The organism is Cohnella sp. GCM10027633, assembly GCF_042675445.1.
In the GTDB taxonomy this organism is placed as follows: Bacteria; Bacillota; Bacilli; order Paenibacillales; family Paenibacillaceae; genus Cohnella.
Window position 1 is genome coordinate 719,189 of sequence record NZ_JBHTGV010000002.1, and the last position, 20,210, is coordinate 739,398.

The window sequence follows — 20,210 nt, forward strand, 5'->3', positions numbered from 1 at the left end:
GATAAAAAAATGAGGAGGAACAGGCATGAAGGGGATCATTATGGCAGGGGGAAGCGGCACTCGCCTCTATCCGTTGACGAAGGTGATGTCGAAGCAGCTGCTTCCGATATACGATAAACCGATGATTTATTACCCGCTTTCCGTATTGATGTTAGCGGGAGTTCGGGAAATCATGATTATTTCAACCCCCGAGGACAGTCCGCGGTTCAGACAACTGCTCGGCGACGGGGCCGACATCGGGCTATCCCTCAGTTACGCCGTTCAACCGTCGCCGGAAGGGATCGCGCAAGCATTCAAGATCGCGGAGCCGTTTATCGGCAACGATCGGGTTGCATTTATTCTGGGCGACAACCTCTTCTTCGGTCACGGACTGATCAAGATTTTGCAGACGGCCGCCAGAAGAGAGCAGGGGGCAACCGTATTCGGCTATTACGTGAAGGATCCTGAACGATTCGGAGTCGTCGAGTTCGACGAACGCGATAACGCGGTATCCATCCAAGAGAAACCGAAGCTGCCTAAATCCAATTACGCCATTACGGGGCTCTACTTCTACGATAATAGCGTTGTGGAAATCGCCAAAGGAATCCGTCCTTCCGTAAGAGGCGAGTTGGAAATCACGGACGTGAACAAAGAGTATCTGGCTCGCGGCAAGCTGCATGTGGAGAAGCTCGGAAGAGGGTTTACTTGGCTCGATTCCGGAACGCATAGCTCGTTGCTGGAAGCATCGCAATTCATAGAGACGATAGAGAAGAGACAAAGTCTTAAGGTTGCCTGCCTGGAGGAGATCGCGTATGACCGGGGGTACATTACCAGGAGGCAATTAATCAATCTTGCGGAAGGCATGGCGAATAACGATTATGGCAATTATCTGTTCCGCATCGCCGACATGAACGTGAAGAAAACGGTTCTTGCATGATACTCCCCAAAGCGGATTATCTCATTATCGGAGCGGGCATTATCGGGTTAACGATCGCCAGGGAGCTCAGGAACAGATACGCGAGGGCGAAGATCGTCATCATCGAGAAGGAACGGCAAGAGGCCATGCACGCCAGCGGCAGAAACAGCGGAGTGCTTCATGCCGGCTTCTATTATAGCGCGGACAGTCTGAAAGCGAAGTTCACTCGCGACGGCAATCTAGCCATGACCCGCTATTGCGAAGAGAACGGGCTGCGAATCAACAAATGCGGCAAGATTATCGTCGCGACGGACGAGCGGGAATTGGCGGGGTTGGAGGAATTGAAACGCAGAGGGGACGCGAACGGAGTCGAGCTTCGTTGGTTGGACGCCGATCAGCTGCGGGAGATCGATCCGAACGTAAGAACTTTCAAGAAGGCCTTATATTCTCCGAATACTTCGTCCGTCGATCCCGGAGAGGTATGCAGGAAGCTGAAAGAAGAGAACGAGCGCAGAGGGATACGATTTATGTTCGACACGCATTACACGAAACGCGCGGATGGCGCAGTACATACGAACAAAGGAATCATCGAATGCAATTACGTCGTTAATTGTTCGGGGTTATACGCGGATCAAATCGCTCACGCGTTCGGTTTCGGCAAGAGATTCACCATTATTCCGTTCAAAGGCATTTACTTGAAGTACAAGAAGAACAAATCGGACGTCTCCACGAACGTTTATCCGGTTCCGAACTTGAAAAACCCGTTCCTCGGCGTACATTTCACGAAAACGGTGGACGACGGCATTAAGATCGGACCTACGGCGATCCCGGCGCTATGGAGGGAAAACTACGCAGGGCTCCAGAGATTCAAGCTGCTCGAGTTTTTGCAAATTTTTTATTACGAAGCGAAGCTATTCGCGAAAAATTCCTTTAACTTCAGATCGCTTGCCATCGAGGAAATGAAAAAATACAGGAAATCGAACTTCATTCGTCTGTCCATGAAGCTCGTCGGCAAGCTGGACGAGGAAGGTTTCGGCGAATACATGAGACCGGGAATACGCGCGCAATTGCTGGACAAGAAGACGCTTGAGCTCGTTCAGGATTTCGTCATCGAAGGCGATCAACGGTCGATGCACGTTCTGAATGCGGTATCGCCGGCTTTTACCTGCTCGTTGCCTTTCGCAAGCTTCATTGTCGATCAAATCGTCGCGAAGCAGCAATCGAGCCTCGAGAGGAAATGGATGAAAGTAAATTAACATTCGAAAGCGAAAGGAAGATCGTTAGTATGAGAACCGTATTGGTAACGGGAGCAGGAGGATACATCGGCAGCGTCCTTGTTCCGAAGCTATTGGATAAAGGGTATCGGGTCATCGCGCTTGATCGGTATTATTTCGGCGAAGACAAGTTAGAGCCTCATGAGCATCTGACAATCATCAGGGAAGATGCGCGGAAAATTTCGGACGAAGCATTCGACGGAGTCTATGCGGTGATCGATCTCGTGGCGATCTCGAACGACCCGAGCGGCGAGTTGTTCGCCGAGGCGACCCATCAGATCAATCACGTGTCCAGGGTAAACACGGCGACAATGGCTAAGCGGAAAGGAGTACAGAGATACATCCTTCCTTCCTCCTGCAGCATTTATGGTTTCGTGGGAGCGGATACGATCGTAGACGAGAACTCCCCTACGAATCCTCTGACGGTGTATGCCCAAGCGAACGAAAGGGCGGAGCAAGGCGTGCTTCCGCTAGCGGACTCCGACTTCACTGTTGTCGTCATGCGTCAGGCTACCGTATACGGACTGTCGCCCCGAATGCGCTTTGACTTGGCGATCAACGGCATGACGCTGGGGGCGTACAAGTCGGGATCGATTCCTCTGATGAGGGACGGGGATCAGTGGCGCCCGATGGTACACGTCCAAGATACGACGGATGTGATGTGCCTGTTGCTAGAGGCCGACGAGACGATCGTTAACAAACAGATTTTCAATGTCGGCTCTAATCGGAACAATTATCAATTGAAACCCCTCGCCGAAGAGATCGTATCCGCTCTTCCGAAGGAAGTCTCGATCGATTGGTACGGAGATGCGGACCATCGTTCTTATCGGGTGTGCTTCGACAAGATCAATACCTTGTTGAATTGGGAAGCTCGCTGGACGGCTGCTGATGGCGCGAGAGAAGTATACGAAGCGCTGGAGCAGGGACGGATCTCGAATATGGAACAGTCGATTACGCTCGGATGGTACAAGGAGCTTATGAAGTGGCATAAGATTATTAAAGACGTAGAGTTGTACGGGGCGGTCATCAATCTGTAGCGAATGCGGCTCGAACGGGAGGGGGAGGATCGGTGCTTCGTCGAACGATTCGCCGGATATTGGACAAGCATGCGTGGATGACTCCGCTTGCAGGGGCCGTATATTACGCAATGAGCGGCAACAAGAAGAAGATCAAGGGAAACGGCAATATCGTGCGCTCATCCGGGGCGTTCCTCAGGAAAGTATCGTTCGATATCGAGGGAAGCGGCAACGAGATCGTCGTTGGGAGCCGGACGAAGCTGTCGCATTTGAAGGTGTTCGTTAGAGGTTCGAACCATAAGCTGCATATACGCGAAGGCTGTACGATCAAGAACGGCGTTCTCTGGTTCGAGGACATGGATTGCCTAGTGGAGATCGGGGCGCAGACGACGATCGAGAACGCCCATATCGCGGTGACGGAACCGGGCTCTTCGATTACGGTCGGCGAAGACTGCATGTTCTCCTTCGGCATCGATATTCGTTCCGGAGATTCGCATTCTATCATCGATCTTAACTCGGGTAATCGAATCAATCGCGCCAAAGACGTACGGATCGGCAATCATGTGTGGCTTGGGGCTAACGTGCAAATCTTGAAGGGGACGACGATACACGATAACAGCGTGATCGGGGCGAGGTCCGTCGTGTCCGGCGTAATCGGCGGGAATAGCATCGCGGCGGGAGCTCCCGCGCGAGTGATCCGAAGCGATATCGATTGGCGCCGAGAGCGTATCTGATAAGGGGATTTCGCCGATGACGGCGGCGGGAAAGCGAGAGTGGGCAATGGATCTGATAGATCATCTTCGTTTATTGAGAAGACGTCTTTGGCTAATCGTTACGATCGTCGTCGTGCTATGCGCGGCGGCGATTTTTATGCATGAAAGTTTCGAGCGCCCCCAATATCAAGCGATTAACCGATTGATCGTAAGCGGCACGAACGCGGTGGGCGGGCAGCCGGTCATCGACCAAGGCAATCTGACCGTTAACGTGATGCTGCTGAACACTTATAAGGAGCTCATCGCAACGCCGCCGATTCTTGAAGAAGTCGTTCGCTTGCATCCGGAATTGCAACTGACGAGCGCCGAGCTTGCGAAGAAAATCAAAGTGTCGTCCGCGGCGGGCAGCCCGATCATGACGATTGCCGTGCAGGATGAATCCTATGCCGCGGCTTCCAGAGCGGTTAACGCCTTAACGAGCGTGTTCCGTAATGAAGTTCCGAAGATCTTGCGCGTCGAGAACGTAGTCGTCCTTAACGAATCCGACCCCGCGAAGGAATCGTCGCCGATCGAGGAGTCGGGGATTATCTACGTCTTGCTGATCGCGCTTATCGTATCTTCCACGATCGCCGTACTCGCCGCTTACCTGCTGGAGTACGCGAACAATCGGTTCAATAAACCGGAAGACATCGAGAAGTGGCTGGAATTGCCGGTGCTGGGGAGCATTACCGCCATGAAGAGAACGTCCGCTAAGGCCGGCCAAACGATCGCAACCTATCAACGGGCAGGTGACGACATTCATGTCCGTACAATCGGATAGAAGATTCTTGATCTCGCATAGCGATCCGATGTCGCCGGAAGCCAGTCTATACCGGGGGCTGCGAACGAGAATCGAGAATTTCCCGGGCGGCCGCGAACGCAGAACGATCGCGATTACGTCCGCAGAGCCGTTGGAAGGGAAAACGACGACGGCGACGAATTTGGCGATCGCGTACGCCCAGTCGGGTTGCAATACGCTATTAATAGACGGCAACGGCTATCGTCCCGTCTTGAATCGCCTATTCGGAATTCACGACGACATCGGGCTGGCCGACATGGTCCGCAGCAACCGTCCCCTCGGGGATGCGGCTAAGGAAACGGAAATTCCCGGCTTGTCGCTACTCGCGTACGGGGCGGTCCAGATGCCTTTCCAAGGGTTGGCGGCGGATCGGCTGGAGTCGGTGCTAGACCAAGCGAAGGGCGCATACGATATCGTCCTCATCGATACCCCCGCCTTATTGTCCGTGCCGGATACGGGCGTATTCGCCGCGAGCAGCGACGGCGTGCTGCTCGTCATTCATTCGACCCTGACGAATCGAACGAATGCATTGGCTTGTAAAAAGCAGCTTGAACAGCTGGGCGCTTCGATACTGGGCTGCGTGCATAATAGCGCCAAGCCTATGCCCGCCAAAGGCTATCGTCATTACACGTCGGCACGATAATCGAGTGCCTCGAAGCCGGGAGAATGATATGGAAACAATCGCGCGAGCGGATACGATGGAACATCTTCGGATGAGGTTATCGGTAATAGGCGAGGCCGTACCGAAAGGTTCGCAAATCGTTTATTTGGATTATCCGGTCTATGAGAATATCGGCGATCTGCTCATCATGAAGGGTGCGGAAGCTTTCTTCAAGGCATACGGCATACGCGTTCGCCGCAGGTACGCATACGTGAATTTCAGGCCGAGGAAGATCCCTCGCGATTGGATTATCGTCTGCCAAGGAGGCGGGAATTTCGGGGACCTCTATCCGCAGCACCATTCTTTCAGGGAGAGAATCGCTGCCGCTTATCCGGACAATCGGATCGTCGTCCTGCCTCAGACGATTCACTTTAAGGATGCAGAGGAAGAAGAGCGCTCGTTCCGCCTATTCTCGAAGCATCCGGATTTTCACTTGTTCGTTAGGGATGAACGTTCCCGGCAGACGGCCGCGAGATGGCTGTCCAACGTCGTTCTATGTCCGGACATGGCGCACCAGCTCTATCCGATCGCGGCGGGGAACTCGCCTAGAGAGCCTCTATTGTCGTTAATCCGAGCAGACGGTGAAGGCAATGTCGAGTCGGAAGCCGCCGCCATGTCGCAGGATAACGAGAAGACCGTGGATTGGCCGGATTTATTCAATAGCTGGGATCGAATCTTGATTCCGTTCATCGTGAGATGCCATTCCCTGGACAGAAGGCTAGGCAATCCGTTTCCCTTGCGCCGAATATGGTATTTCCTAGCGAACCTCTACACGGCGAGAGCGATTCGGCTGTTCGAACGTTACGAGACGATCGTCACTTCGAGGCTTCACGGTCACCTGTTAGCCTGTTTAATGGGCAAGAACAACGTCCTCGTCGATAATAGCTACGGTAAGAATACGGGTTATTACCGGCAATGGACGAGCGGATCGGAGGCAACGGGGCATGGGACGGAAATCCGGAATGACGCTGGCGATCTGTACTCGCGATCGTCATGAGGACGTGTTGCGCTGCATCGGCTCGATCGCCCGACAAGAGATCGATTACCCGCTCGAAGTGCTTATCGTAGACGACGGTTCCATGCCTGAGGAGACGATAGCCAGGTGTTCCTCCCTGCTAACGCATCCGCTATCGGAGCTTCGCTACTGGAAGAAGCGGAGACCGGGACTATTGTTATCGCGATTGGATTCGCTTGAACGGGCCGAACACGACATTATCGTATTCTTGGATGACGATACCGAATTAACGCCGGGTTACCTGAACCGGCTGAGCGGCTTGTACGCAAGCATGCCCGAAGCCGCAGGCATCGGCGGCAGGGACGCGAGCCTCGTCCCTAGCCGGTTATGGAACTTGTACTCGCGCGTCATCCTATTCTCCGCTCGTTCCCCGGGCCGATTATCTTTAAGCGGTTACGGCGGGGCGATGACAAGCTGGGGCAGTATCGGCCGACCGTTTCCGACTCAGTTTCTCGCCGGGTTCAATATGTCCTTTCGCAGAAGCGCGCTCGCGAAGTTGATGCCCGTCCCTTGGCTAATGGGCTATAGTCTAGGCGAAGATTTATATCTGTCCCAAGTCGCAGGACGCACGGGAACGTTATGGATCGATCCGCTGCTGCAGGTCATGCATCATCAGTCGCCTTTATCGAGGGATAAGGAGCAATCGGTCGCCTATACGGAAATCGCGAACCATTATTATTTGCTTCGGGAGAGAGGCGCTAAGAGATGGAGATACGGTTGCTTGATGTGGACGTCTATCGGGCTGCTCTGCCGTTCGCTTCTTAGAAGCAAACACCGAACGAAAGCAACGGGCTACTGGAGAGGCATCCGATTCCTAACGACCCGGAATCGCGTGGGGGTGGCTAATGAAAATATCGTTGGTTATGGCAACGATTAGAAGCACGTCCGAGGTGGATCGGTTTCTTCGGCATCTCGCCGTTCAGACCTACCAAGATTACGAGTTGATCGTCGTCGACCAGAATGAAGACGATCGGCTCGGCCCGATCCTGAAGCCGTACGAGACGCAATTGCCGATCGTTCGCTTAAGGTCGGAAAGAGGGGTATCCAGATCCCGAAACAAAGGACTCGGCGCGATTACCGGCGATATCGTCGCTTTTCCCGACGACGACTGCTGGTACGATCCGGATGTGCTGGCTGCCGTCGTCGAGCTGTTCAAGGCGCGTCCCGAGCTCGATGTCGTGACGGGGCGTTCCGTCGATTTGGCGGGGAACGACTCCGCCGCCAAGTTCGATCGGACGGAAGGATACGTAGATAAGACCAACGTTTGGAGAAGGGCGATTTCCTATACGATTTTCCACCGGAGAAGCGTCGCGGATAGACTGGGGGGATTCGACGAAGAGATCGGGGTTGGCGCGAACTCGATCTATTTGTCCGGAGAGGAAACGGACTACGTCCTGAGGGCGCTCCCGAGATGCATCGTGTATTATTATCCGAGCCTTACGGTGAATCACCCGAATCCCGTTCGCGCGTATACCCCCCAGGTAATCGACAGAGCTTACAAGTACGGCTGCGGATTCGGCAAGGTCGTGACGAAGCACGGTTATTCGATTACCTTCAAGCTGCATCATTTGATTAAGCCGTTAATAGGAGCGGCCATGTACGGTACTTTTCTGCGCTTTGCGAAATCGAGCTATTATTGGCATTCCTTCAGAGGCAGATTGAGGGGCATGAGATGAAGATCTTCGTCAACGGTAGATTTCTGACTCAACGAATGACCGGCGTGCAGAGGTATGCTCTCGAACTAGTCAAACATTGGGACGAGCTGCTAGACCGAAGCGAGCAGGTTGGCGGGGCCGAGGTTACGATATTGGCTCCGCCTAACCGGATATACGAACCGGAGCTCAAGCGAATCAAGCTGCGAGAGATCGGCGGTTTCGGAGGCCATGCTTGGGAACAACTGGTGCTTCCCTTACATGCCAGGGGAGGCCACCTGATCAATCTGTGCAATACGGGACCGTTGCTCAAGCGCAAACAAATCGTAACGATACACGACATGGCGGTGTTCGAGCATCCGGAATCGTTCTCCTGGCTATTCAGATTCGCTTATCGAATCATCCAGAGAACGGTCGGGCGTACGAGTCGCCGGATTGTTACCATCTCGCAATTCTCCAAGTCTCAGCTGATGAAGCATTGCAGAGTGAGCGAAAGCAAGATCGACGTGATTTCGCTAGGTTTAGAGCACATGGAGCGGTTATCTCCGGATCGTACCATTCTCGAGACGCACGGCTTCGCCAACAAGAGTTACATACTGGCGGTAGGCAGCATGGATCCGAGGAAGAACTTTCTGAACGTAGCGAAGGCGATCGAGCTGCTAAGCGAAGCAGACTACGACGTCGTCGTCGCGGGAGGAACGAACGCGAAGGTATTCGGAACGAGCCCTATGCCATCCTCGGCCAGGTTGAAGTGGATCGGTTATGTGACCGACGAGCAACTGAAAGCGTTGTATGAAGGAGCCGCCTGCTTCGTCTTCCCGTCCGTCTACGAAGGCTTCGGCCTTCCCCCGCTGGAAGCGATGGCTTGCGGCGCCCCGGTAATCGTCGCCCGTTCGTCCTCGCTCCCGGAAGTATGCGGCGAAGCGACGGAATATTGCGATCCCGATAATCCGACGGATATCGCGGCCTGCATCGAGCGGGTAATGGTGGACGCGGAGCTTCGCGAACGGTTGACCGCGAGAGGATTGGAAAGAGCTTCCCGTTACCGCTGGGATCGTTGCGCCAGAGAAACTTGGGAGGTCGTTAAGGAGGTGGCCCTGACTTGAAAGTAGCTATCGTACACGACTGGTTGGTCGTGTATGCGGGAGCGGAGAAGGTGCTCGAACAATTGCTGATCTTATATCCCGACGCGGATTTGTTCAGCATCGTCGATTTCCTTCCTCCGGCGGAACGGGAATTTATTCGCCATAAACCGGTTCGCACGTCGTTCATTCAGAGACTGCCGTTGTCCAGAAGCAAGTTTCGCTTATACCTTGTTCTAATGCCTTACGCCGTCGAACGGTTCGATCTGTCGGAGTACGATCTCGTCCTCTCGAGTTCGTATGCCGTTGCCAAAGGAGTCATTACCGGACCCGGACAAATCCATATCTCTTACGTGCATACCCCTATTCGCTACGCATGGGATATGCATCATCGGTATCTGAAAGAGCATGGTTTGACCAGAGGATTTCGCGGCGCGGTAGCGACATGGATGTTGCACCGAATTCGCCAATGGGACGCTCGGACGGCGAATGGCGTCGATTCGGTTATCGCGAACTCCCGGTACGTCGCCAATCGAATTTGGAAAGTATATCGTCGCCATTCGACGGTGATCCATCCGCCCGTGGACATCGATAGCTTCAAGCTCGAGACGAACAAGCAAGACTATTATCTCACGGCATCGCGGTTGGTTCCGTACAAGAGAATCGACTTAATCGTCGAGGCTTTCTCTAAGATGCCCGACAAGAGACTGGTCGTCATCGGAGACGGACCGGAGTATGCGAAGATCAAGTCGATGGCGGCTCCTAACGTCACCCTTCTCGGATACCAACCGTCGGAACAACTCGTGCGGCATATGCAGCAAGCAAGAGCCTTTCTCTTCGCCGCGGAGGAAGACTTCGGCATTATTCCGGTCGAAGCCCAGTCGTGCGGAACGCCTGTCATCGCTTACGGCAAAGGCGGAGCGCTCGAAACCGTGCGCGGACTGGAGCAAGATAGACCGACGGGCGTGTTCTTCAAGCATCAGTCCGTCGCTTCGATCATGGAGGCAATCGGCGAATTCGAGGACAACGAATATCGGATCGCGTACGAGGAATGCCGGGCTAACGCGCTCCGTTTCTCGGCCGACATTTTCCGGCAACGGATTCTGCAGCATGTTCAGGAGCAAATCGGTCGAGCGGCTTCCGTTCGGGACGGAGTTGAGCACCGTTGAACGGTCTTATTCTGAATCCGAGATTTCTGTTATTTTCTATCGCTTTCGCCAGCACGATGATTTGGAGTTTGAGAAATCCGTATTTTGCTTACGAGAAGTATTTCTCTTTGCCCGGGTTCGCGAATTACCTGCTCTTCTACGCGGTCATTCTCGCTTGTGCATGGGCGGCAGAGAAAACCAGCTTTGCTCCAAGGCGCACGTTAAGCAAGGACAGTCCATTGCCGCAAGCTTCGGATAAGGAAGCCAAGGCTTTGTTCAAGGAGAGCGTCGCGCTCGCCGTTATCGCCTTCGGCGCGCAATGGCTGTGGATCGCCCGAATGATCATGAATGAAGGCGTTATGAGGCTGTATCGCTTAGCGGTCGTCCAACAAGATTTTCAAACCTTCAAGCTCGAGGTCGTGAACAAAGCGATGATACCGGGAGTGACGTCCTTCACGCAGTTCGGTATGATCGCGGCCGCGATGTATTCGATCTATGTGTTCGGCATGGGGAAGAAAGGCGACGTCCGAATTTGGCTGATGATTTTGCTTCCCGGCGTCTTAAGAGGCTTATTCTTCTCGGAAAGGCTGGCGCTCATGGAGGTCGTCATTCCGATTCTCGTTATGGCGCTCGTATTTAATCGCGTGAAGCTGACGCTGCCGAAGCTGATTCTATCCGCGATGGCTTTCGTCGGGTTCTTCTCGATCGCGGAAGGGCTTCGAAGCTACCGATATTACTCGGAGAACGGATTCGAGCAAGCCGGCGTATATAGCTACGGCATCGGTAGATTTCTGGATTACATAACTTCGAGCGTTAATCATTCCATCGCGATGGTAGATCTCTCCGGCCAACTTTACGCTTTCCCCGCGCTTCTCTTCAACGGCTGGATCAACCTGATCTCCATGGTCGTGCCTGGCGATGCGCTAAGCCGGTTTCTGCATACGGGACAAGCAGCCCAAGCGTACGCGAATATCAAACTAAGCCCATACTCGGCGCAAGACTATACGAATATGGGTTACTTCGGGCAACTATTCGCCGACTCCGGCTACTTGTATCTGCTGTACGCCGTTATTTACGGGGTTATTCTAGGGGCAGCGTACAAAGGTCTGAAGCGGTACGAAATCGGATGGCTCGCCATCTATCCGGTGCTCTTCATCTCCGTGCTCGAAAGCTACAGGATCGCCTACTTGTTCGAGACGAGGACATTCTATCCGCTGCTGTACATGGCGTCCAGCTATGCGATCAAATCCGTATTCGAGTGGAAGAGGGGACAAGGCGATGGGGCGAGAAAACAAGCGCATCACCATTGAGAAGGTCGAATTGGACGGGGAGAGGATCATCCGATACATCGTCCGTTACGGATCCAAAGCGAGCGAATACTTCACGGATATCCCGTTTTATGCGGAGTACGATAGGAGCATCCGGGGAGTTCCGGAAAGCATTCTGGTTATCCCTTTGCTTGCCAATCTATGTCCTGTCGCGTGGATCGCCGGGGTCGACGTCTATGCGGACCAAGTCGACAAGTCGTATTATGAAAGCTTGCTCCAGGCGCAAGCTTCGTTTCGCGCCATGTATCCCCGCCTGAATTTCACCGGGAACGTGTACGCGAATCGCTTGAACGAGGATATGCCCGAAGAAGCGCCTTCACGGTCGGCCATGTTTTTCAGCGGCGGGGTCGATTCGATGGGGACGTTTATTCGCAGGAGAGAGGAAGAACCGTATTTCATTACGTTCTGGGGCGCGGACATTCGCTGCGACCAAGCCGAAATGTGGGAAGAAGTGAAACGATACAACGATCGGTTCGGCAGAACGCATGGCTTGGAGAGCTTATTCGTCAAATCGAACTTGCGCGAATTCATTAACGATAAGCACATTGCCTTCATGACGGATCGGTTTACCCACGGATGGTGGGCGGGCGTGCAGCATGGCATCGGATTGGTCGGCTTGGTCGCTCCGTTGGCTTACCGGTTGGGGATCGCGAAGCTGTACGTGCCCTCGGCGCTGCCGCCGAAGCTTTCCCGCGCCGTGCCGGACGGTTCCAATACGATGATTAACAATCATTTGAGATGGACGGGAACGCAGGTGCAGTTAGATGGCGAGGAACTGACCCGTCAAGGGAAAGTAGGGCTTATTGCCGAGTTTATACGGAGTTCGGAGCAACCCGCGGTCGTTCGCGTCTGTTGGTCGAACGCGGAGTACGGCAATTGCTGCCGTTGCGAGAAGTGCTTGCGCACGATCGTCGGTTTGATCGCCGAAGGCATCGATCCGGCTCAAGTCGGTTTCATCGGATATCGAGAAGCCTATCGTCTCGTTCGTCAATATTTGCTCTCATGGCTTCCCCATGACGTTCTAAAAGGGGAGTATTGGGATGAGATTAGGGTACGCAGCATTCGCAACAAGGATTTACTGCCGATAGAGGCGGGCGATTTCTTCGCATGGTTTCAAGCGCTCGATATCGGCTCGTACGCCAAGAAACGAAGCGCGAAGCAGATCATTATAGGACTTATCCCCCATCCCTTGTTCCTTCGGATTAAGAAATGGATTGCCTAAGACCGACTCGCGATCGAGGAATGAGGGACAGCCGTGTCATTGAGAACGAAAGGATTGGCGGCCATGAAATGGTCGACCGTGTCGACCGTGTCGTCCACCGTCATTCAGCTTGCTCAAATCGTAATCGTCTCCCGATTTCTCGAGCCGGAGCATTACGGGTTGATGGGCATGATGATGGCGTTCATCGTACTGGCGCTATCCATGAACGATTTCGGCATATCCAATGCGATCATTCACCGGCAGAAGGTCACTCGCAACGAGCTTTCGAGCTTGTATTATTTGAATCTTGCGGCGGGAGCAGTCGCCTGTTTGGCCGTGTGGCTGGTCGCTCCCGTAGCCGGCTATTTCTACCATGAGCCCGATCTGATTGCGCCGATGCGGTGGATGGCGTTTCTATGCTTTATCCCGGCGATCGGCCAACAGTTTCAAGTCTTGTTCCAGAAGGAATTGAAATTCGATTATTTGGCCAAAGTCGACGTGTCCGCGTATTCGTTCGGATTTCTGGTCGTCGTGATCGGAGCCTATTCCGGCTATGGAATTTATGCGTTAGTCTGGTCGCATCTGGCCAACGCGCTATTGAAATCGATATGTCTCGCCGTGGCCGGCTGGCGCTTATGGAAACCGAGCTGGCATTTTTCCCGCGGCGATCTGAAAGGTTACCTCAGCTTCGGAATGTACCAGATGGGCAATAACATGACGCAATCGATAATTTCCAATCTGGATTATTTGATATTGGGGAGATTATTCGGGGCCGAGAAACTCGGTTATTATACGTTCGCGTTCCAAATCTGTTCAATGCCGGTACAGAAGCTGAATCCGCTGTTCTCGCAAGTATCGATTCCTATTCTTGCACGAATACAAGACCAAGCCGATCGTCTTCGCGGCGGCTTCTTGAGGGCTGCCGGCGCCGTGAGTTACGTGAACGCGCCGATTTATTTGGGTCTGGTCGCAATCGCGCCTAACTTCGTGCCGTTAGCTTTCGGACAGCAGTGGCAGCCAAGCGTCGCGTTGGTTCAAATTCTTGCCGGGATGATTCTGATTCGTTCGGTGATTATGTATACGTCCAGTCTGTTGCTCGCGAAGGGCAGGGCGGATATCGCATTCAAGTACACGATCGTCAGCATGGCGTTCATCGCGCCTTCATTGGCGCTCGGCGCTTATGAGGGAGACGCGTCGGGCGTGGCCTTGGCTTATCTTCTCATACAAGTCGTGTTGTTCGGCGTTCATTACGTCATATCCATCAAGAGCATAATCGGCGACTGCTTCCTCATCTACCTGCGCAGTATTATGCCGGGTATTGCTTGCAGTCTATTGATGGCGATCGGAGTATCGATCGTCGGTCTCTTGCTGCGCGACGAAGCTTCGCCTATCGTCGTGCTTGCCGCGCAGATCATCAGCGGGGCATTGCTCTACGGACTTTTGTTGTATCTATTCAATCGAGAGAACGTCATGAACGGAGCAAGGTGGGTTTTCCTTAGGAAAGCAGGTGAGAAGGCCGATGGCGTTAGCTAACGACGGCTTTAGGAAGCGGGCGGCCTCGGCCGTCCTCGGTATGTTGTTCATCGGGTTCATTCTGCTGGCTTGGCCGCCGACGATATCGTATCTTGGCCTGGAGAGCGTTCTCTCGCCCGGAAGCTCGCCCGTGAATCCCCGCCCGGACTCCCGGGACAAACCCGATAGCGATAACGCCGTCGGAACCTATAATGTCCGCGATTACGGAGCCAAGGGAGACGGGAGAACGATTGATCGCGCGGCTATTCAAACCGCCGTCGATAAGGCGGGTGCCGCGGGCGGGGGCAAGGTATATTTTCCGAAGGGGATCTATCTCGTCGATGACAGCGTCGTCGTTCGTAATGATAACGTTATTCTTCAAGGTGCGGGCTGGGAGTCGGACGTTCGAATTACGGTTCATCCCCATAGAGTAATCGTCATATCCGGTTCAAGCCATAACGCCGTTAGGGATATGCAAATCTCGTTAGGGGTGAGCGGCGCTGCCCGCGACGATGCGGATGAAGGCATTTACGTGACTTCGAAGGCTTCCGATTTCATCATCGAGAACGTATTCGGCAATAAGAAAGGAATCATGGTGCGAGGCAACGTGAACGGAGGCCAAATCCGCAACAACACCGTGAAAGACACGTTAGCCGACGGGATACATATTACCGGGGGCTCCCGAAATATCAAAGTGCTGGACAATCGTCTCTCCGGGACCGGAGACGACGCGATCGCGGTCGTCAGTTATTTAAGCCAGCCTACCGTCGCCGGCAACGTGGAAATACGCGGGAACGCCATCCGTGACTCGTACTCTCGAGGAATAGCCAACGTGGGAGGGGAGCAGGTACAAATAATCGGCAACACGATCGAAGGGACGTCCTCAAGCGGCATTCTAGTGGACGAAGATCTCCATTACGATACTTTTGCTCCGCGAGGCACGCGGATCGAGATGAACGTCGTTGAGCGCGCGGGGTTGTTCGGAACGAAGCGAGGGAATGTATTCGGCATCGAGGTCGCCCCGGGAGCCGGCGAAACCTCGATTGTCGGCAATCGGGTCGCGGGCGGGGCGGACAGGGGCATTAGCATCGCCTCGGGCGGGACAATCGTTCGCGGCAACGTCATTGCCGACAACCGATCTACGGGTCTCCATCTGGACGGCGACGATTGCGAGATCGTGGACAATGTCGTAGAGAACAACGGCGGGTACGGCTTCTATTCCGATAGCAGCGATAGGTTGAAGGCCGTAGGCAATTCATTCGTCAATAACAATGCCTCCGGCCTTCCGAACGTTGACAATTTTCTGCTGAAGGACAGTCGTGGATCCCTCGTAACCGATAACGAGTCTTACGAGACTCGGCAAGCGATGCAGGTCGAGAGAACTTACGAATTGGTCGATTCTTGCAACGGTCTCGTTTTCGAGAGGAACGAGAGCAAGGGATCCAAGCTCGGAACGTACCTTCCCTGCGCGCAATAGCCGGTATTTCCGCTTGAAATTCCTCTATAGCCCTCGCCCTATTCGTGCACGATCTTCTCTCGTTATCAATACATATAATTATAGCCATGATTACGAGGATGAGGTGAGACGATGCCAGATAAAAGCGTAATTAACGTAAAAACCGATTATGGAGCAGTAGGAGACGGGGTTGCCAACGACACGGCTCCATTGTTGAAAGCGATACAAGAAGCGATCCGCAGGCAGGGAGCCACGATCTATTTACCCAGCGGAACGTATCGGACGGCTCCGATCGAAGCTACCGGGTCGTTCGGCATCGTCGGAGACGGAGATACGTCCGTTCTCTATTCGGAGGACCGAAGCAAATCGGTGTTGAAGGTGAATAGCGCGACCGGGGTATCCTTCTCGAATTTCAAGATTAGGTCCAACGGAACGAGCTATTCGCAAAGGAACTCCGCCCAGTACGGCTTCTTTCTCTATAAAGGAGAGCGCTGTTTGCTCCAGCACCTGACGGTGGAAAATACTTGCGCCGCCGGACTGTTTATCTTCACGTGCAAAAATACGAAAGTTGCTTATAATCACGTGAAAAATACGCTCGCCGACGGCATTCACGTGACGGGCAGTTCCAAGGATTGCGTCGTCATCGGCAACACCTTGGCGGACACGGGAGATGACGGCATTGCCGTCGTCAGCTATCAGAAGGATAAAGACTATTGCGAGAGAATCATGATAATCGGCAACGGCGTGTACAATAGCTGGGCCAGAGGAATCGCGCACGTCGGAGGCAAGAACGTCACGATCGCGGACAACATCGTAACGAACTCCGCTTCCAGCGGCATTCTGGTCGTCGAGGATACGAATTACCAGACCTATAAGAGCTATGATACGGTCATTCATCATAATCAAATTACCAAGGCGGGCAACTATACGCCTCCGCGTCAAATGTCGGGCAATAAGATCGGTATCGAGATCGCGACCGGATCGATCGGAGTGGAGATCGACGGGAACTTCGTGAAGGAATCATGGTCGACGGGAATCAGCATTACGACGGATAGTCCGGGCGTCGCCGTGCGGGGGAATACCGTGAACGGCGGACAGGAGACCGGCATTCAAATACTCGGAACGGACAAAATCGTAGTCGCGGACAACGTAGTCGAGAAGAACAAGAAGTATGGCTTGTATGCGACCGGAGTCGCCTACGGAACCTTCGTCGGCAATCATTGGATCAACAACAATTTCTATGATATGGCTTCTCCGGGTACGGGAACGCCCAGCGCCGACGTTCAGGCGATCGATAACGCGAATTTCGGCTCTTGCAAGGATTGTACGATTTCGAACAACGTGTCCGTCGACGACCGTACCGACCGCGCGACCGCCAGAGTGGAGAGGGCGATCGAAGTCGGGGGCAGTACCCGCATGAAGTTGAGCGGCAACCAATGTTACGTCTATAACGCCGATCCGAATCGCGTTCAAACCAGAGAAGCGCTTCTGGACGGCAACACGGATTGCGAACGGATCGACATCTATACGGGAACGGAAACGCCGACGTCCCGAATATTCAGAGCCGGTCAGCTCTATTTCAAGAAGGATTCGAAAGAGCTGTTCGTCTATGATGGATCCAAATGGAGAAAATGCACGTTATCTTCGTAATCGCGTATCGTTCAAAGCGCTGCCGGGCTCGCTCGGCAGCGGTTTTTCCGTTAATAGGCCAGAGTCGCAACCTTGCCGTATTTCTCATTACGTCTAAGCTTGATCAGGACGAACGAGCAGGCGAAAGAGCAAGCGAATACGAGGACGAACAACGCAAGATCGGAAAGCAACCGACCGTCCAGGTCCAACAGCGAGAACAACCGCCGATAGACTTCGAGAAAGATGCCGTGGCAACAATACATCAATAGACTGGCATCGCGCAGAAGCTTGAAGTCGACGTTCGGCGTAGAGATGCGGAGAACAAGCAAACAACGGAACAAGAAGTAAGACGCGGGCAGGAGAAACAGCGTCATGTCGTAATCCAAAGGCGCGGAAAACCGTTGCAGCAGGAAAGCCTCGGCTGCGAGTCCGAGCATCGAGAGGGCGAATGCCAGAGAAGCCATAGAGAGCGATATCGTGGAACGGCTTGCGCGAATGAAGGCGCCGACGGAGACATAGAGAAACCCGAAGAACAGACCGTTCCGAGTATCACCGAAGAGTTCGGCGTAACGCGCGTAAGCGTTCGCGATAGACGCGTCGCCCGCGACGAAGCCGTAATACGAATTGCCGAATAGCCCGACGACGTAAATGCCGAACGAAATACTAACGACCGTACGCAACGAGAATAATCGGCTCGCGCCGTATAACAGTAACGTCGCATAAATCAGAGCGGGCAAATACCATAAATGAAAATGTCCGCCTTGAAGGAAGAAGTTGCCGATATAGTCGGATATGCTCGGCCAAAGCCGATGATCGTTCACTTCGTATTTTCCGCGGAAGTCGTACGGAAAGTATACGAGACTCCAAAACAGATAGATGCCGGCTATCCTTTTCACGTATCTCATCAGATGCCCGCTTGACGCACGATCGACGCTTTTCGGATGCTTGCTTATTTTGTCGTAGAGAAAATACCCTGCGGCCATGAAGAAGAATGGCACGGCGATTCTCGCCAGCACGTTGACCAGTCCGAAGTTCAAGGTCTCGTCGATGGATTTCAAAGCATCGGTATGGATGCATAAGACTAGAATGACGGCGACGAATCGCATGGCGTCGATCGCGTTCAAGTTAGGGGCAAGGGCAGGCGGCGAGGGTGCTTTCAAATCGATCACTCCTTAATGTTACAATATGTATCAATAATAATACGAGCGATCGAGAAAAGGTATAATCTCCAGGCATTAAGGAACGCGTTGATTCCATTCATTCTCAATGGGTAAAAATGTTACAATGGCCTAATACGCGATAATCCGCTGTGCCGGAGAGTCGTAATGAGACAAGAAACGGCGAGGACAACCGTATGATCTGGTTTTGGCTATGCATTCTCCTCCTCATCTTCATCTTCCAAGCGGCGACGATCCTGCTGCTCGAATTCCGCAGACCCGGCAACGCCGCGGCCTGGTTGTTCATCCTGTTCTTGTTCCCGCTCGTCGGCTTCACGCTCTACTACTTCCTGGCAACCGAGTATCGCCGCAGAAGAACGACGAGGAAGAGAGGCAAGCTCGATATTCGCAGACGGGGGCAGATCATGGCTCTCGGCACCGCGCTGAAGAACCCTTCCGACTTGCCCGACCCCGTCTTCGCGTCCCGCGAGCGGCTGTTCAAGGCGCTCGTCAAGAACGGCCAGATGCCGATCTTCGGACGCAACCGGACCGAGGTGTACGATAACGGCGAAGAGACGTACGAAGCGATGCTGGCGGCGATCCGCGGCGCAACGCACCATATCCACCTGTCTACTTACATCCTGCGCAACGACGAGACCGGAATGACGTTCCAGCAGGAATTGTTGCGGAAGGCCCGAGAGGGCGTGACGGTGCGGCTGCTCTACGACGGCATCGGCAGCATCAAGCTGAGCGACGGGTACGTCAAGACGCTGCGCGAGGGCGGCGTGCGGTGCGCATGCTTCTTCCCGCTTCGTCCGTCGTTCCTGAAGAAGCGGATGAACTACCGCAACCATCGGAAGATCGTCGTCGTGGACGGGCTCGTCGGCTTCATCGGCGGCATCAACGTAGGAGACGAATATATCGGCAGGCATCCGCGCCTCGGTTTCTGGCGGGATACGCACCTGCGTATCGAAGGGGATGCGGTTTATCGGCTTCAAGAAGTGTTCCTGAAAGACTGGGAGCTGGCGACGCGGGACAAGCCAGACGATCCGAAGTTTCTGCCGCCGCATGCGTGCGAGAGCGCGGAGCCGGTGCAGATCGTGCACTCCGGTCCGAGCGTGCTCGGCGAGGCGATCCACGATTCGGTGTACGCCGTCCTGACGGCGGCGCGGCATCGGATATGGATCACGACGCCGTACTTCATTCCGAGCACGGCCGTCGCGATGGCGCTGCGGGACGCGGCGGTTAACGGCGTCGACGTGCGCATCGTCGTCCCGTACGTTCCGGACACGTGGCTCGTGCACTTGGCGACGCTGTCCTACGTGGAGACGATGCTGCAATCCGGCGTCCGCGTCTGGCGCTATCGCAAAGGCTTCATTCACGCGAAGACGACGATCGTCGACGACATGGTCGGCATCGTCGGTTCCGCGAACATGGATCTCCGCAGCTACTTCAGCAACTTCGAGATTAACGCTCACCTGTTCGATCCGGGGACGATCAAGAGGTTGGAGGCGGATTATCTGACGGATCTGGAAGGCAGCGAGGAGCTCATTCTAAGCGAGTTCATGCGGAGGCCTCGCTCGCAGAAGGTGAAGGAAGCGCTGGCGCGCCTCTTGTCCCCGCTTTTGTAACA

At 54.1% G+C, this 20,210-nt stretch carries 18 protein-coding genes; 17 read left to right on the forward strand and 1 reads right to left on the reverse strand.

Going from position 1 to position 20,210, the window contains the following annotated elements; translation table 11 throughout:
- Positions 1-25: 25 nt before the first annotated feature.
- The 16 genes from rfbA to ACFQZG_RS07540 all read left to right on the forward strand — a co-directional run bounded on the left by rfbA (position 26) and on the right by ACFQZG_RS07540 (position 17,441).
- Positions 26-916, forward strand: coding sequence for a glucose-1-phosphate thymidylyltransferase RfbA (rfbA, locus tag ACFQZG_RS07465; RefSeq protein ID WP_378150980.1), 891 nt, complete (start codon positions 26-28; stop codon positions 914-916).
- Entirely contained in the window at positions 913-2,151 is a 1,239-nt protein-coding gene (gene lhgO / locus ACFQZG_RS07470) for an L-2-hydroxyglutarate oxidase (RefSeq protein ID WP_378150982.1), read from the forward strand. The genes rfbA and lhgO overlap by 4 nt, the downstream gene beginning before the upstream one ends.
- A 29-nt stretch (positions 2,152-2,180) precedes the next feature.
- Positions 2,181-3,206 carry an NAD-dependent epimerase/dehydratase family protein gene (locus ACFQZG_RS07475; RefSeq protein ID WP_378150984.1) on the forward strand — a complete coding sequence of 342 codons (1,026 nt, stop codon included), beginning with the start codon at positions 2,181-2,183 and terminating at the stop codon, positions 3,204-3,206.
- A gap of 32 nt (positions 3,207-3,238) precedes the next feature.
- Positions 3,239-3,919: an acyltransferase gene (locus ACFQZG_RS07480; RefSeq protein WP_378150986.1), complete on the forward strand. Its 681-nt coding sequence runs from the start codon at positions 3,239-3,241 to the stop codon at positions 3,917-3,919.
- Positions 3,920-3,965: 46 nt separating this feature from the next.
- Positions 3,966-4,718: a YveK family protein gene (locus tag ACFQZG_RS07485; RefSeq protein WP_378151597.1), complete on the forward strand. Its 753-nt coding sequence runs from the start codon at positions 3,966-3,968 to the stop codon at positions 4,716-4,718.
- A complete protein-coding gene (locus tag ACFQZG_RS07490) occupies positions 4,699-5,379 on the forward strand; it encodes a CpsD/CapB family tyrosine-protein kinase (RefSeq protein WP_378150988.1) in 681 nt (226 codons plus the stop codon). Before ACFQZG_RS07485 ends, ACFQZG_RS07490 begins: the two co-directional genes overlap by 20 nt.
- 28 nt (positions 5,380-5,407) lie before the next feature.
- The gene (locus ACFQZG_RS07495; RefSeq protein WP_378150990.1) at positions 5,408-6,394 is read left to right on the forward strand and encodes a polysaccharide pyruvyl transferase family protein; all 987 of its coding nucleotides are present in this window, start codon (positions 5,408-5,410) and stop codon (positions 6,392-6,394) included.
- The gene (locus ACFQZG_RS07500; protein WP_378150992.1) at positions 6,342-7,289 is read left to right on the forward strand and encodes a glycosyltransferase family 2 protein; all 948 of its coding nucleotides are present in this window, start codon (positions 6,342-6,344) and stop codon (positions 7,287-7,289) included. The genes ACFQZG_RS07495 and ACFQZG_RS07500 overlap by 53 nt, the downstream gene beginning before the upstream one ends.
- Positions 7,258-8,088: a glycosyltransferase family 2 protein gene (locus ACFQZG_RS07505; protein ID WP_378150994.1), complete on the forward strand. Its 831-nt coding sequence runs from the start codon at positions 7,258-7,260 to the stop codon at positions 8,086-8,088. Before ACFQZG_RS07500 ends, ACFQZG_RS07505 begins: the two co-directional genes overlap by 32 nt.
- On the forward strand, positions 8,085-9,170 hold the full coding sequence (locus ACFQZG_RS07510; protein ID WP_378150996.1) for a glycosyltransferase family 4 protein: 1,086 nt from the start codon (positions 8,085-8,087) through the stop codon (positions 9,168-9,170). The genes ACFQZG_RS07505 and ACFQZG_RS07510 overlap by 4 nt, the downstream gene beginning before the upstream one ends.
- Positions 9,167-10,315 carry a glycosyltransferase family 4 protein gene (locus ACFQZG_RS07515; RefSeq protein WP_378150998.1) on the forward strand — a complete coding sequence of 383 codons (1,149 nt, stop codon included), beginning with the start codon at positions 9,167-9,169 and terminating at the stop codon, positions 10,313-10,315. Before ACFQZG_RS07510 ends, ACFQZG_RS07515 begins: the two co-directional genes overlap by 4 nt.
- A 68-nt stretch (positions 10,316-10,383) precedes the next feature.
- Complete coding sequence (locus ACFQZG_RS07520) at positions 10,384-11,604, forward strand: hypothetical protein (RefSeq protein ID WP_378150999.1); 1,221 nt, start codon at positions 10,384-10,386, stop codon at positions 11,602-11,604.
- Positions 11,573-12,844 carry a hypothetical protein gene (locus ACFQZG_RS07525; protein ID WP_378151001.1) on the forward strand — a complete coding sequence of 424 codons (1,272 nt, stop codon included), beginning with the start codon at positions 11,573-11,575 and terminating at the stop codon, positions 12,842-12,844. The genes ACFQZG_RS07520 and ACFQZG_RS07525 overlap by 32 nt, the downstream gene beginning before the upstream one ends.
- A 33-nt stretch (positions 12,845-12,877) precedes the next feature.
- Positions 12,878-14,356 (forward strand): MOP flippase family protein, encoded by a 1,479-nt coding sequence (locus ACFQZG_RS07530; protein ID WP_378151003.1) that lies wholly within the window; start codon positions 12,878-12,880, stop codon positions 14,354-14,356.
- Entirely contained in the window at positions 14,343-15,812 is a 1,470-nt protein-coding gene (locus ACFQZG_RS07535) for a right-handed parallel beta-helix repeat-containing protein (RefSeq protein ID WP_378151005.1), read from the forward strand. Before ACFQZG_RS07530 ends, ACFQZG_RS07535 begins: the two co-directional genes overlap by 14 nt.
- Positions 15,813-15,923: 111 nt before the next feature.
- Complete coding sequence (locus ACFQZG_RS07540) at positions 15,924-17,441, forward strand: right-handed parallel beta-helix repeat-containing protein (protein WP_378151007.1); 1,518 nt, start codon at positions 15,924-15,926, stop codon at positions 17,439-17,441.
- A gap of 50 nt (positions 17,442-17,491) precedes the next feature.
- On the opposite strand, the gene ACFQZG_RS07545 is transcribed toward ACFQZG_RS07540, so the two are convergent.
- Complete coding sequence (locus ACFQZG_RS07545) at positions 17,492-18,580, reverse strand: acyltransferase (protein WP_378151009.1); 1,089 nt, start codon at positions 18,578-18,580, stop codon at positions 17,492-17,494.
- 194 nt (positions 18,581-18,774) lie between these two features.
- Here ACFQZG_RS07545 and cls point away from each other — a divergent pair, with 194 nt between their 5' ends.
- Entirely contained in the window at positions 18,775-20,208 is a 1,434-nt protein-coding gene (gene cls / locus ACFQZG_RS07550) for a cardiolipin synthase (protein WP_378151011.1), read from the forward strand.
- The last annotated feature ends 2 nt before the right edge of the window (positions 20,209-20,210 follow it).

What these genes read in the sequence shown, in the direction of transcription:
- lhgO (WP_378150982.1), top strand. Translation starts at nt 913, where the DNA reads ATGATACTCCCCAAAGCGGATTATCTCATTATCGGAGCGGGCATTATC.
- ACFQZG_RS07525 (WP_378151001.1), top strand. Translation starts at nt 11,573, where the DNA reads ATGGGGCGAGAAAACAAGCGCATCACCATTGAGAAGGTCGAATTGGAC.
- ACFQZG_RS07500 (WP_378150992.1), top strand. Translation starts at nt 6,342, where the DNA reads ATGGGACGGAAATCCGGAATGACGCTGGCGATCTGTACTCGCGATCGT.
- ACFQZG_RS07505 (WP_378150994.1), top strand. Translation starts at nt 7,258, where the DNA reads ATGAAAATATCGTTGGTTATGGCAACGATTAGAAGCACGTCCGAGGTG.
- ACFQZG_RS07540 (WP_378151007.1), top strand. Translation starts at nt 15,924, where the DNA reads ATGCCAGATAAAAGCGTAATTAACGTAAAAACCGATTATGGAGCAGTA.
- ACFQZG_RS07535 (WP_378151005.1), top strand. Translation starts at nt 14,343, where the DNA reads ATGGCGTTAGCTAACGACGGCTTTAGGAAGCGGGCGGCCTCGGCCGTC.
- ACFQZG_RS07475 (WP_378150984.1), top strand. Translation starts at nt 2,181, where the DNA reads ATGAGAACCGTATTGGTAACGGGAGCAGGAGGATACATCGGCAGCGTC.
- ACFQZG_RS07490 (WP_378150988.1), top strand. Translation starts at nt 4,699, where the DNA reads ATGTCCGTACAATCGGATAGAAGATTCTTGATCTCGCATAGCGATCCG.
- rfbA (WP_378150980.1), top strand. Translation starts at nt 26, where the DNA reads ATGAAGGGGATCATTATGGCAGGGGGAAGCGGCACTCGCCTCTATCCG.
- cls (WP_378151011.1), top strand. Translation starts at nt 18,775, where the DNA reads ATGATCTGGTTTTGGCTATGCATTCTCCTCCTCATCTTCATCTTCCAA.
- ACFQZG_RS07510 (WP_378150996.1), top strand. Translation starts at nt 8,085, where the DNA reads ATGAAGATCTTCGTCAACGGTAGATTTCTGACTCAACGAATGACCGGC.
- ACFQZG_RS07485 (WP_378151597.1), top strand. Translation starts at nt 3,966, where the DNA reads ATGGATCTGATAGATCATCTTCGTTTATTGAGAAGACGTCTTTGGCTA.
- ACFQZG_RS07495 (WP_378150990.1), top strand. Translation starts at nt 5,408, where the DNA reads ATGGAAACAATCGCGCGAGCGGATACGATGGAACATCTTCGGATGAGG.